Origin of the sequence: Saccharomonospora marina XMU15, assembly GCF_000244955.1 — a bacterium.
Classification (GTDB): domain Bacteria; phylum Actinomycetota; class Actinomycetes; order Mycobacteriales; family Pseudonocardiaceae; genus Saccharomonospora_A; species Saccharomonospora_A marina.
This window is the reverse complement of sequence record NZ_CM001439.1, coordinates 2785736-2797770: the sequence shown is the minus strand read 5'-3', so window position 1 is coordinate 2797770 and position 12035 is coordinate 2785736. Positions and strand designations below refer to the sequence as shown.

The 12035-nt window shown below is 71.9% G+C and carries 13 protein-coding genes; 10 read left to right on the top strand and 3 right to left on the bottom strand.

Features of this window, described 5'->3' with window-relative positions; genetic code table 11:
- Window positions 1–221 precede the first annotated feature (221 nt).
- On the top strand, window positions 222–410 hold the full coding sequence (locus SACMADRAFT_RS13200; RefSeq protein ID WP_009154323.1) for a hypothetical protein: 189 nt from the start codon (window positions 222–224) through the stop codon (window positions 408–410).
- Here the strand turns inward: SACMADRAFT_RS13200 and SACMADRAFT_RS13195 are convergent.
- Window positions 370–1818 (bottom strand): pyridoxal phosphate-dependent decarboxylase family protein, encoded by a 1449-nt coding sequence (locus SACMADRAFT_RS13195; protein WP_157617415.1) that lies wholly within the window; start codon window positions 1816–1818, stop codon window positions 370–372. The genes SACMADRAFT_RS13200 and SACMADRAFT_RS13195 overlap by 41 nt on opposite strands.
- Window positions 1700–2728, bottom strand: a complete 1029-nt coding sequence (locus SACMADRAFT_RS28530; protein ID WP_009154321.1) for an EamA family transporter — start codon at window positions 2726–2728, stop codon at window positions 1700–1702. The genes SACMADRAFT_RS13195 and SACMADRAFT_RS28530 overlap by 119 nt, the downstream gene beginning before the upstream one ends.
- A gap of 69 nt (window positions 2729–2797) precedes the next feature.
- Between SACMADRAFT_RS28530 and SACMADRAFT_RS13185 the strand changes: the two genes are divergently transcribed.
- The 8 genes from SACMADRAFT_RS13185 (at window position 2798) to SACMADRAFT_RS13150 (ending at window position 9670) form a co-directional block, all read left to right on the top strand.
- Window positions 2798–3706, top strand: a complete 909-nt coding sequence (locus tag SACMADRAFT_RS13185; RefSeq protein ID WP_009154320.1) for a LysR family transcriptional regulator — start codon at window positions 2798–2800, stop codon at window positions 3704–3706.
- A complete protein-coding gene (locus SACMADRAFT_RS13180; RefSeq protein ID WP_009154319.1) occupies window positions 3703–4851 on the top strand; it encodes a class I tRNA ligase family protein in 1149 nt (382 codons plus the stop codon). Before SACMADRAFT_RS13185 ends, SACMADRAFT_RS13180 begins: the two co-directional genes overlap by 4 nt.
- A gap of 186 nt (window positions 4852–5037) precedes the next feature.
- Window positions 5038–5751, top strand: coding sequence for a TenA family transcriptional regulator (locus SACMADRAFT_RS13175; RefSeq protein ID WP_009154318.1), 714 nt, complete (start codon window positions 5038–5040; stop codon window positions 5749–5751).
- Window positions 5752–5760: 9 nt separating this feature from the next.
- The gene (locus tag SACMADRAFT_RS13170) at window positions 5761–6093 is read left to right on the top strand and encodes a Rieske (2Fe-2S) protein (RefSeq protein ID WP_009154317.1); all 333 of its coding nucleotides are present in this window, start codon (window positions 5761–5763) and stop codon (window positions 6091–6093) included.
- Window positions 6094–6098: 5 nt separating this feature from the next.
- Window positions 6099–7346 carry an NAD(P)/FAD-dependent oxidoreductase gene (locus SACMADRAFT_RS13165; RefSeq protein WP_040925678.1) on the top strand — a complete coding sequence of 416 codons (1248 nt, stop codon included), beginning with the start codon at window positions 6099–6101 and terminating at the stop codon, window positions 7344–7346.
- Window positions 7343–8779, top strand: a complete 1437-nt coding sequence (locus SACMADRAFT_RS13160) for an aldehyde dehydrogenase family protein (RefSeq protein WP_009154315.1) — start codon at window positions 7343–7345, stop codon at window positions 8777–8779. Before SACMADRAFT_RS13165 ends, SACMADRAFT_RS13160 begins: the two co-directional genes overlap by 4 nt.
- Before the next feature lie 52 nt (window positions 8780–8831).
- Window positions 8832–9200, top strand: a complete 369-nt coding sequence (locus SACMADRAFT_RS13155) for a Rieske (2Fe-2S) protein (RefSeq protein WP_009154314.1) — start codon at window positions 8832–8834, stop codon at window positions 9198–9200.
- Window positions 9197–9670, top strand: coding sequence for a RidA family protein (locus tag SACMADRAFT_RS13150; RefSeq protein WP_009154313.1), 474 nt, complete (start codon window positions 9197–9199; stop codon window positions 9668–9670). Before SACMADRAFT_RS13155 ends, SACMADRAFT_RS13150 begins: the two co-directional genes overlap by 4 nt.
- A gap of 77 nt (window positions 9671–9747) precedes the next feature.
- On the opposite strand, the gene SACMADRAFT_RS13145 is transcribed toward SACMADRAFT_RS13150, so the two are convergent.
- Window positions 9748–10209, bottom strand: coding sequence for a GlcG/HbpS family heme-binding protein (locus SACMADRAFT_RS13145; RefSeq protein ID WP_009154312.1), 462 nt, complete (start codon window positions 10207–10209; stop codon window positions 9748–9750).
- Window positions 10210–10354: 145 nt separating this feature from the next.
- On the opposite strand from SACMADRAFT_RS13145, the gene SACMADRAFT_RS13140 reads away from it, so the two are divergent.
- Window positions 10355–12019 (top strand): PucR family transcriptional regulator, encoded by a 1665-nt coding sequence (locus SACMADRAFT_RS13140; RefSeq protein WP_157617244.1) that lies wholly within the window; start codon window positions 10355–10357, stop codon window positions 12017–12019.
- Window positions 12020–12035: the final 16 nt, after the last annotated feature.

Genomic DNA, 12035 nt, shown 5'->3' with positions numbered 1-12035 from the left:
CCGCGCTGTCGCGCAGCGGCGTGCCGGCATGGGCCTGCCGTTGTGTCCCGCCACAGATTGGCGGGGCACGGTTTGTGCCCGCGCTCATTGTCGTCGCGAGAACGGCGCGCGTAGCGTCGGCGCTCGACGGCAACCGATCGGGGTGCGATATGAGCGGCGCGAGCGGCACGCAATCCTGCCCGCACTGCGGGCTTCCACTGGCGAGCACGGAGCAGAATTCAGTGCGAGCCCTGACACGCGAGGTCGAGAAACTGCGCGGCATCGCCCGCGACCGGGCAAGCCTGGAGGCGGCTTCGGCCAGGCAGGACCGGCAGCGCATCGATGAGTTGACCCGCGAGGTGAAGTACCTGCGTGAGACGGTCGCCAGGCTCAGGGGCGCTCCGGCGGCGCGTCCCCTGCTGCGTTCCTGACCTCGTTCCCGACGTCGTTCCCGGCCTCGTTTCCGACCTTGTTCCTGACCTCGGCCGCACAGCGCAGGATCGCGGCGGCACTGCGATCGACGTCGGCCTCGGTGGTGGAGTGGTTCGACACCGCTATCCGCAGGTAGCGGTTGCCCCGCCAGGTGGTGCCACCCAGCCAGCAGGTGCCGTCACGCTGCACGGCCTCGATCACCCGCGCGGTCTGCTCGTCGTTGCCGAACCGGACGAGCACCTGGTTGAGCACCACGTCGTTGGCGACCTCTGCGCCGCCGTCGGCCAGTGCCGAGGCGAACCGGCGAGCCAGCGTGTGGCAGCGCAGTACCAGTCGGGCAAGCCCGTCCCTGCCCAGTTCGCGCAGCGCGGCCCACACCGCGAAGCCCCTGGCCCTTCGCGACGACTCGGGAACCAGGTCGCCGAGCGCGGGCGAGCCCGTGCCGGACCCGGCGAGATAGGCGGCGGTGTAGGACATCGCCGCGGCGTGCACGTCGGGACGCGAGCAGAAGGCGAAGCCGCTGTCGTAGGGCACGTTGAGCCATTTGTGCCCGTCGCAGGCCCAGGAGTCGGCGAGTTCGACGCCGTCCACCAGCGCCGCCGTCGCCGGGCTCGCCGCCGCCCACAGCCCGAACGCGCCGTCCACATGCGACCAGCCGCCGTGCTCGCGCACCAGCCCGCAGGCCGCGCGCAGGTCGTCGCACGCGCCGGTGTTCACGTTGCCCGCCTGCAGGCACACCAGCACGGGGCCGCGGCCGCGGTCGAGCACCCGCTCCAGGTCGGCGATGTCGATCGCGCCGTTGCCGCCCGCGGCCACCGGTTCCAGCACCGAGGTTCCGAAGCCCAGCAGCCGCAGCGACGCGTCGATCGTCGCGTGCCGTTCGCGGCAGGCCACGACGCGGACCCTCGGTGCGCCCGCGAGCCCGTCGCGCTCGACGTCCCAGCCCGCCTGCGCCAGCAGGTGGTGCCGTGCACAGGCCAGGCCGACAGTGTTGGCGGCCTGGCCACCGGTGACGAACCCGACCGAGACCCCCTCGAGCAGGCCGAGCACGTCCGCGAGCCACTCACCCGCCACCTGCTCGGCCGCAGCCGCGGCGGGCGCGACGGCTGCGTTGAAGGCGCACTGGTCCCAGCCGGTGGCGAGCAGGTCGGCCGCGGTGGCCGCGGGCAGTGAGCCCCCGACGACCAGCCCGAAGAACCGGGGGCCGACGGTGGCGACGAGGCCGTCCTCGGCGGCCGCGAGCAGCTGGCTCAGCACCTCGCCGGGCGGGGTCGGCTCCCGCGGCAGTTCACCGCCGAACCGCTCGCGAAGCGTGGCGGCGTCGGCGCGGGCGCCGACGTGGCGAAGGTGCGCGCCGCGCCGGTAGTCGGCCGCGGCGGTCGCGGCCCGCGTCAGCAACTGCGTCAGCTCGTCCACGGTGCCCGACTGTACGCATGCGCACCGCGCCCGCGCTGGCGAGCACGACCGCCCCGATGCCCACCCATTCCACGGCGGTCAACCGCTGGCCGAGCACGGCGAACCCGGCGAGCGCCGCGATGGCCGGTTCCAGGCTCATCAGCACGGCGAACGTCGCCGGGGGCAGCGTACGCAGCGCCAGCAGTTCCAGTGTGTACGGCAGCATCGACGACAGCACCGCCACGGCGAGGCCCAGCGCCAGCGTCACCGGGTCCAGCAGCGCCGGACCCGCGGCGGCCGCGCCGACCGGCAGGCTGAGCACCGCTGCGAACGCCAGCGCGAGCGCCAGCCCGTCGGCGCGCGGGAAGCGGGCGCCCACCCGCGAGCTGAGCACGATGTAGCAGGCCCACAGCACCCCTGCCGCCAGCGCGAAGGCCACGCCCGCCGGTTCCAGCCGGGTGAACCCGCCCCGCCCCAGCAGGAACACCCCGGCCAGCGCCAGTGCCGCCCACGCCAAGCTCGCCGGGCGGCGCGAGGCGGCCACCGACAGTGCCAGCGGCCCCAGCACCTCCAGTGTCACCGCCGCTCCCAGCGGGATGCGCTCGATCGCCTGGTAGAACAGCGTGTTCATGCCGGCGAGCGTCGCGCCGAAAGCCACCACGTGCAGCCAGTCCCCCCGCCGGTACCCGCGCACGGCGGGCCTGCACACCGCCAGCAGCACCACGGCCGCGAACGCCAGCCGCAGCGCCACCACGCCCAGCGACCCGGCGCGAGCGAACAGCAGCGCGGCCACGGCCGCACCGAACTGCAGCGACAGCGCCCCACCCAGTACCAGTCCCACCGAGCCGAGCTTCCGGGTGGAGCCGGGCGAACCCGGCAGCGAATCGGACAGTGAATCCGGCGGCGAATCGGCGCGAGTCACGACGGTGACGCTATGGGCGCGGCCGTCGGCTGTGAAATGCCGATCGAGGTGGCATTATGCTTGGCGCGCATGACCGTCGAGCTGCGCCACCTTCGTTGCTTCCTCGCCATCGCCGAGGAGGGCAACATCACCCGCGCCGCCGAGAAGCTGCACCTTTCGCAGCCCGCCGTCTCGCGGACGCTGCGCCAACTCGAGACACACCTCGGGGTTCGGCTGGTCGAGCGCTCCACCCACAAGCTGGCGCTCACGACGCAGGGCGAGCGGTTCCGCGAGCGAGCGGCCACCGCGCTCGCCGTGGTGACCGAGGCGCTCGACCCCGCTGGGGTGCGACCGTCACCGCTGCGGGTGGGACACGCGTGGGCCGCGCTGGGCCCTCACACCGCGACCCTGCTTCGGCGCTGGGAACGCGAGCACCCGGGTTCGCCGCTGGAACTGCTGCGCATCGACGAACGCACCGCGGGACTGGCCGAGGGCAGGGTGGATGCCGCGCTGCTGCGGGCGAAGGTACAGGCGAGGGCGCTGGTGTCGGAGCCGGTGCTCACCGAGCGGCGGGTCGCGGCCGTGCCGACCGGAAGCCGCCTGGCGGGGTACCGGACGCTGAGCATGGCCGACTTCACCGGCGAGACGGTCGCCGTCAACCCCGTCTCCGGTGTCACCACGCTCGACCTGTGGCCGGTGCGGACCCGTCCGACCAGGGCACTGGAGGTGGCCAACACCGACGACTGGCTCGCCGCGATCGCGGCCGGCCGTGCCGTCGGGCTCACCACTTCTGCGACACCGAGTGTGCACACCTATCCGGGTGTCACGTTCGTGCCGGTCACCGACGCCCCACCCATCGAGGTCGTACTCGCCTGGCGGCGCGACCGCCCCCATCCCGCCGTGCCTTCCCTGCTCGCGCTCGCCCGCGACGTGGTCGCCACACACTCGACCCCGCCGGGCGGGCGGGCGGGATGCGCCAAGGGCACGATGGGCGCATGACGTTCGAATCGATGACGAGACGGCGACCCATCGCGGGCGCGACGGCCGTCACCCTCGGCGACCGCCGGGTCAGGCTGCTCGACCACGCCAGGATCTACAACTGCGGGATCACCCCCTACGACGTGACCCACCTCGGTCACGCCGCGACGTTCGTCTGGGTGGACACTCTCAGCAGGGTCCTCCGCGTGCTCGGCGTCGAGCCGATCGTGTGCCGCAATGTCACCGACATCGACGACGTGCTCGACGACGCGGCACGGGAAGCCGGGGTGCGCTACGACCACTTCGCGGCGTTCGGCCAGTTCAGGTTCGAGGGCGACATGACGGCGCTGAACGTGCGCACCCCCGACTACGAACCGAGGGCACATCGCTACGTGGACGCGGTGATCCGGCTGGCGGCCGCGCTGGCCGAGGAGGGGTCCGCCTACGTGCGTGAGGGCGGGGTCTTCTTCCGAGGCAGCCACGTCGTACGGCGCTGCGGGCTCGAAGAGCGGGACGCACTACGGCTGGCAAGGGAGTTCGGCGGCAGGCCGGACGATCCGGTCAAGGACGACCCGTTCGACGTCGCGGTGTGGCAGCCCGCCGAACCCGGTCACCCGTCCTGGGACTCTCCGTGGGGCCCGGGCAGGCCCGGCTGGCACGCCGAGTGCGTGGCGATGTCCACCTCCACGTTCGGCGTCGGCGTGGACATCCACGCGGGTGGCGCGGACCTGCGGTTCCCGCACCACGCCTACCATGCCGCGATGGCGGAGGCGCTGACCGGCGTGGCGCCGTACGCGCGGGCGTGGCTGCACGTCGGCACCGTCACCGTCGACGGAGCCAAGATGGCGAAGTCGACGGGCAACCTGGTGTTGCTCGAGGATCTGCTCGCCACCCGCCCCGCGCAGGTGGTGCGGCTGGCGATCATCGACCGACCGTGGGCGCAGTCGTGGGAGTACACCCCCGGTGTGCTCGACGTCGCCGCGGCCCGGCTGGAGGACCTGCACCAGGCGGCGGGCAGCCGGGTCGGGGTGACCGACGAGGACGATGTGGAGCGGCTGCGCCAGATTCTGGCCGCCGACCTCGACGTGCCTGCCGCGCTGGATTTCGCCATCGAGCGCGGCGGCGGTGCCGCACGGCTGCTCACCGCCGCACTCGGCCTGAGCTGAACCTCGACGCGGACCGCGGCGGTGCGGCGGCGGCAAGGCTGCTCACCGCCGTGGCCCGCCGTGCCCAAGCACAGAGTGCACAGCAGAACTCGCCGACTCCCGTGCACTGTGTCCATGGAGGGTCAGCGGGCCCGCTCCGTAGCTTCGGGTGAGCGCAACCGCAGCGAATCCCCGGAGGTGGTCCACATGACCGAGCTTCTCCCGCACACCGAGTTCCGCGCCGCGCTGGAGGACGCCATCAAGGGCCGAGAGGCGAAGAACGCGTCGTTCAGCAAGGCGTGGGCGGACGGCGAACTCAAGCGCCACCACTTCGCCCGCTGGGCGGAGAACCACTACCACTACGTGGGTCCCTTCGCCGACTACCTCGGCTACATCTACGGCAACACGCCCGAATCCTGCACCGGCGCCAAGGACTTCCTGCTGCAGAACATGTACGAGGAGGAACTCGCCGACATCCGCCACACCGACCTGCTCATCCGGTTCGCGCAGGCGTGCGGTACCACCCGGGAGCGGGTGCAGGACCCGAAGAACATGAACGCGGTCACCCGTGGCCTGCAGGCGTGGTGCTATGCCACCGCTATGCGTGAGCACTTCGCCGTCGCCACGGCGGCGCTGGTGGTGGGGCTGGAGTCGCAGGTGCCGAGCATCTACCGCAAGCAGATCGTGCCGCTGCGGGAGGTGTACGGCTTCACCGAGGACGAGATCGAGTTCTTCGACCTGCACATCACCTCCGACGAGGTGCACGGCGAGCGCGGGTTCCAGATCGTGCTCGACCACGCCGACACGCCCGCACTGCAGCAGCGTTGCCTGGACTTCGTTCGCTGGGGCGCGGAGATGCGGTTCGCCTACACCAAGGCGCTCTACGACACCTACGTCGCGCCCGACCTCGTCACCGCCTGAGCGCCCGCCATGGCAGAGTGGCTTCACCTCGCCGACCTCAGCGAACTCGCAAGGCGCAAGAAGAAGCGGGTCGTGGTGGCGGGCGAGCAGATCGCACTGTTTTTTGTGGACGGTCAGGTCTACGCGCTGCACGACGTCTGCGTGCACAGGCAACGGTCACTGAGCAAGGGCGTCGTGCTGGGCGGCGCGGTGGTGTGCCCCGGCCACCAGTGGCGGTTCGACCCGGCGACCGGGCAGGCCCACGATCAGCCGCTGTGCCAGCCGACCTTCGACGTGCGCGTCGACGGCGACCGGGTGTACGTCAACCCGGTTCGCCGCGGGCGCGTCGGCGCGGCGGGGTGAGCCGAGTGAGCGGCACCGACGGCACCGCAAGCATCGGCACCATCGCGATCGTCGGCGCGGGGCAGGCGGCCGCCGTGGCGACGCGGACACTGCGCAGGCGCGGCTACGACGGGCGCATCGAACTGATCGGCGCCGAGCCGGAGCCGCCGTACCAGCGGCCACCGCTGTCCAAGGAGTACCTGGCCGACCCCGCCACCGCGGGTGAGCTGGGCCTGCTTTCGCCGCGGTGGTGCGAAGAGAACGGGGTGCGGCTGCGGCTGGGCAGCGCCGCGTCGGGGATCGACCCTTCCGAAGGCGCCGTGCTGCTGCAGGGGGGCGGCTCGGTCAGGGCCGACCGGGTGCTGGTCGCGACCGGAGGGCGCCCGCGCGCCCTGCCCGGCATCGCGGGTGAACGCGTGCACACCCTACGCACGCGCCGCGACGCCGATCGGCTGCGCGAGCGGCTGGCGCCTGGCGCGCGAGTGGTGGTGGTCGGCGCGGGGTTCATCGGCTCGGAGGTGGCTGCCACGGCGCGCACACTCGGGGTCGAGGTAGTGCTGCTGGAGGCCCTCGACGTGCCGATGCGCCAACTGCTGGGTCCCCGGCTCGGCGCGGTGTGCGCCGAGTTGCACCGCGCCAACGGGGTCGAGGTGCGGTTTCGGCAGTCGGTGACCTCGGTTGTGCACGGCCGCGACGGTGTCACCGTGGTGACCGGAACCGGTGCGCGTATCGACGCGGACGCCGTGGTGGTGGGGGTCGGGATCGAGCCCGATGTCGACGTCGTGGCGGGTGCGGACATCAAGGTGGACAACGGGATCGTCGTCGATGGCTGCTGTCGCACGAGTTCGCCCTCGGTGTTCGCGGCAGGTGATGTGGCCAACCACTACCACGCGCTGTTCGGCGAGCATATCCGCGCCGAACACGTCGAGGCGGCAGGCAGGCTGGCGACCACAGCGGCCGACGCGATGCTCGGCCACGCGGCACCGTTCACCGAGCCGCACTGGTTCTACTCCGACCAGTACGGGCTGAACCTGCAGTACACCGGGCACGCGCCATGCTGGGACGAGGTCGTGGTCAGGGGCTCACTGTCCGATCTGGACTTCTGCGCGTTCTACCTGCTTGACGGCGTGGTGCGGGCGGCGTTCGCGGCCGAGCGGGGAGAAGACGCGATGGCGGCGAGGGAGTTGGTGTCGCAGCAGGCCGTGGTGGAGCCCGACGTGTTGCGCGACGACAGCGTCGACCTGTTCGAACTGATGATGGAGGAAGCCGGGTGAGCGCGAACCTGATCGGTGGCGAGTGGATGGCCTCGGCGAGCGGCAGGGTGCGAGACCGCCACAACCCCGCCGACACCAGGCAACTGGTGGCCACCGCACCCGACTCCACGGCCGCCGATGTCGATGCCGCCGTCAGCGCGGTCGCCGACGGCCACGTCGAATGGGCGCGCACCTCGCCGCAGCGGCGAGCCGAAATCCTGGACACCGCGGCGGCGCTGCTCGAACGTGACCCGGAGAAGCTGGCGGCCGAACTGGTGTCCGAGGAGGGCAAGACGCTGGCCGAGGCGACCATGGAGGTGCGCCGCACGCCGGCTAACCTGCGCTTCTACGCGGGCGAGGCGCTGCGCGCGACGGGCAGCACCTACCCTTCGGAGTCCGGGCTGGTCTACACCGCACGGTCCGCTGTGGGTGTGGTGGGGGCCATCACCCCGTGGAACTTCCCGCTGAACATCCCCTCCCGCAAGCTCGGCCCGGCACTGGCGTGCGGCAACGGCGTGATCTACAAACCCAGCGAGGTCACGCCGCTGCTGGCGACGCGGCTGGTGGAAGCGCTGCTCGGGGCCGGGGTTCCCGCCGGGGCGCTGGCACTCGTACACGGCGGCGCGGAGGTGGGCGCGGCACTGGCGAGGGACCGGCGAGTCGCGGCCGTCACCTTCACCGGTTCCACGGCCGCAGGCAACAGCATCCACGGCGCAGTGGGTCCCAGCAGGCGCTGCCAACTCGAGATGGGTGGCAAGAACCCGGTGGTCGTGCTTCCCGACGCGGACCTGGACCGGGCGGCCGACATCGTGGTGCGTGGCGCGTTCGGCCTTTCCGGACAGGCCTGCACCGGCACCAGCAGGGTTATCGCCGCCGACGCCGTGCACGACGAACTGCTCGCGCGCGTGGTGCGGCGGGCCGAGGCGCTGCGACTCGGCGAAGGGCTCGCCGGCGGGGTGGACATGGGCCCGCTGGCCACGGCGCGGCAACTGGCCAAGACCGCCGAGTACGTGCGGATCGGGCTCTCCGAGGGCGCGGTGCTGCGCACCGGCGGGCAGCCGCCCGGCGGCGAGCGCTACGCGCACGGCCACTTCTTCCTGCCCACGGTGTTCAGCGAGGTCGACGCAGGCTCGCAGCTTGCCCGCGAGGAGATCTTCGGCCCTGTGCTGGCCTTCCTGCGCGCGGGTTCGTTCGACGAGGCGGTGCGGCTGGCCAACGACAGCGACTACGGGCTGTCGGCGGCGGTGGTGACGGCCGATCTCGGTGCCGCCCTCGACTTCGCAGACCGGATGCGGACCGGTCTGGTGAAGGTCAATCAACCCACCACGGGAATGGCCATGAACGCGCCGTTCGGTGGGCTGAAGGAATCGAGCACGCAGACGTTCAAGGAGCAGGCGGGCGAGACGATGTCGCGTTTCTACACCGTGGAGAAGACGGTGTACGTGGCGTCCTGACCCGACGCGGCGGACAACACTTCGCCACCACAGCCAAGGAAGGAACATCGCAATGGAGTACGTCAGGGTGGCCCGTTCCGGCCAGGTGCCCGACGGCTACGTCCGCCGGTTCTTCGCGGGCGAGCTGGAACTGGCCGTCGCGAGGCTACGCGGCACCGCCTACGCGACGTCGAACTACTGCACCCACCTGGACTGCCTGCTGTCGTCGGGCAAGCTGGTCGACGACGGCATCGGCTGCTCCTGCCACGGCAGCGTGTTCGACCTGCGAACCGGCGAGGCGGTGTGCCCGCCCGCGACGGAGCCGATCAAGACGTTCCCGGTCAAGGAGGAGAACGGCGAGATCTTCGTCGGGTTGACCGAGCACGACATCGCGCAGGGCAGCAGGCTCGCAGGTCCCAGGCGGCGCGGGACCGCCGGTTGAGAACGAGGAAGCCGGCGACAGGCGGGACCGACCGGGCCCATGACGTCACGGCCCGGGCGGCACCACCGCCGCAGGGCGACTACGTACCCGCAGTGGTGCACGGCGGGCTGGCGTTCAGCGCGGGCATGACCCCCAGAAGCGGCGGGCGGCTACGGGTGAGCGGGCGGGTCGGCGAGGACGTCGGCACGCGGCGGGCAGGCCAGGCCGCGGCGCTGTCGGCGGCCAACGCGCTGCTGGCGATCGCCGAGGCCGCGGGAGGGCTGGACCGCATCGAGCGGTGCCTGCGATTGACCGTGTACGTGGCCTGCGCCGAGCACTTCACGGAGCACTCGGCGGTGGCCGACGGCGCGTCGCGGACGCTTCGTGCCTGGCTCGGCGAGCGCGGCGCCGTCGCGCGCACCGCCGTCGGGGTCCGCTGCCTGCCGTCGGGCGCCGCCGTGGAGGTGGATCTCACCGCCGCCGTGCGGTAGGAGCGTGCGCAGAGGAGGTGTGCCTCGTGGCGGGCGGTGCTTTCGGCCGAGGCCGGGCGGCACCGCCCGCGGTAGCGCTATCCGGCGGCGAGCGTGGCGGCGTGCTCGGCGTGCTCGGCGAAGGCGCGCAACGCCGCGGCACCGACAGCCTTGTCCTGCTCGCCGTTACCGCCGCTGATGCCCACTCCCCCGACGATCTGCCCCTCGTACTCGATCGGGAAACCGCCGACGAAGATGGCGAACTTGCCAGGCAGCATGTGGCTGATCCCGAACGCCTCGTTGCCGGGAAGCGCGGGGCCGTCCGGCGGTTCGTTGAACTTGTGGGTGGCCCGCTCGTGCCCCGCTGCGGTGAACGCTTTCGCGATGGCGATGTCCACGCCGGTCAACCGGGCTCCCGGCAGCCGGTGCAGTGCGACGACGTTTCCGCCGTCGTCGCAGACGCAGATCGTCTGCCGCACCCCGAGTTCCTCGGCCTTGGCGCGGGCCGCCGCCAGCATCGGCAGCGCGTCGTCAAGTGTAATCCGGTTGACCGTGTGCACGTTCGTCCTCCTCGCGGTCGCTTTCGCCGTCACCAATCTGACGCTTGCGCGAGGGGGGCGGCAATGGTCAAGCTGCCGTATCGCCGTCGAGGAAAGCTGTGCAGTCTGTCCATGAGGGGGCAGTGTGAAAACCAGCGTGGAAAACGTGGAAAACACCGTGCGGGACGCCACGGACCCTGGTGAGCTGACTCTGGCCAGGCTGCTGCAGGAACTCCCGTTCAGGGACGCGGGCGTCGCAGGGCCGACCGATGTGGCGCTGACCTGGTGCCTGCCGTGGGAGCAGGCTGTCAGCGGCACCGCGTCACTGCGTGGCGTGCTGGTGTTCGCTCGCGGCGAGCAGCTCACCGAGGCCGGGCTGCGGCGGCTGGGTGACCGCGGAGCGGCCGCGCTGCTGGTGTCGGGTCCCGCCGCGGCAGCGGACCCGGCCGCGACCTCGGCACGGTTACCTGTGGTGTCGGTGGGCGCGCAGGTCGACTACCACGAGGTCGGCAGGCTGGTCGCCGAGCTCGCGCTGGCCCACGAGGCTCACGTGCTGCGCTACGGCGTCACCGTGCACCGCTCGCTCGCCGAGCTGCTTTACCGGGGCGCCGGGGTTTCGGCGTTGTGTCACCAACTGGCCAGGCTTTCGCACTGCGCCGTGGCCGTGCTGGACGCCGATCGGGAAGTGCTGGCGTTCGCGCGGGCCGCACCGGCCACCCTCGACGAGGCGGAGGTCGCCCGCACACTCGCGGAGGAACCGCCCGGGCTGGTCGCCGAGTCGCTGCACAGCGGTCACGGCCCCGCCGTGGTCGGTGACGCGACCTTCGGCGGTAGGCCGTACACGTGCGTGGTGGCGGCGATCGTGCTCGGCGGGCGGCACGACGGCTGGGTACTTCTGATCGAACCGAACCGCCCGCCGCATCCGCACGATCTGGCGCAGCACCGGGTCGTCGTGGAGCAGGCGGTGACGATCGTGGGAACGGAGTTGCTGCGGATGCACAGCATCTCCGAGGCCGAGGAGCGGGCGCGCGGCGACTTCGTGCACGCGCTGCTGCACGGCCGTTTCGGAAACGCCTCCGACCTGCGTGCCAGGGCGGCCCACTACCGGTTTCCCACCGACTGCGACTACGCGGTGTTGGTGGGTGCCGCACCGGAAGGGAGCGTGACGGCCGCCATGGCGAGGGAGGCGAGCAGGCTGGCCCCGCAGGGCGCGGGACAGACGTTGGCCGCCGCGGTGGGTGACGTGCTCGCCGTCATCCACCCGTTCGACCCGGGCCGTGCTGCGACACCGGAAGCGGCCGACGCCGCCGTGGCCGCCTACGCGGCCACCCTGGAACGTGACCTGGGGCTGCGGCTGGGCAAGCCGGTGCGCATCGCCTACGGCAGGCCGGTCACCGGCGCGGTGCGGATCGCGGAGAGCTACCGCGAAGCGCGGATCGCGCTCCGGCTTCGGCTACGACTGGAATTGCCCGACGTGTGCGGGTTCCACGACCTGCGGGTGTACGCCGCGCTGGTGGAGTTGGCGGGCACCGAACCCGGCCAGACCTTCGCCCGTGACCTGCTGGCGCCGCTGCGCTGCGGCGCGGCGGTGGGGTCGGAACTGGAACGGGCAGTGCTGGCGTATGTGGAGTGCGGGGGCAACGTCAACGCCGCCGCACGGCGGCTGCACGTCCACCGAAACACCATGCTCTACAAACTTGACCGCGCCTCCCGGATACTGCGGTTGGACCTGCGAGAGGCCGAACACCGGTTCGCGTTGTGGCTGGCGTACAAACTGGACCTGCTGGCGGAGACGACGGCGGCGGTGGACCGGGAACTGGGACCGGGATGAGCGCTCGCCAGAGCAG

Coding starts and splice junctions, on each gene's coding strand:
- SACMADRAFT_RS13185 (WP_009154320.1), top strand. CDS start 2,798: ATGACCGTCGAGCTGCGCCACCTTCGTTGCTTCCTCGCCATCGCCGAG.
- SACMADRAFT_RS13180 (WP_009154319.1), top strand. CDS start 3,703: ATGACGTTCGAATCGATGACGAGACGGCGACCCATCGCGGGCGCGACG.
- SACMADRAFT_RS13175 (WP_009154318.1), top strand. CDS start 5,038: ATGACCGAGCTTCTCCCGCACACCGAGTTCCGCGCCGCGCTGGAGGAC.
- SACMADRAFT_RS13170 (WP_009154317.1), top strand. CDS start 5,761: ATGGCAGAGTGGCTTCACCTCGCCGACCTCAGCGAACTCGCAAGGCGC.
- SACMADRAFT_RS13155 (WP_009154314.1), top strand. CDS start 8,832: ATGGAGTACGTCAGGGTGGCCCGTTCCGGCCAGGTGCCCGACGGCTAC.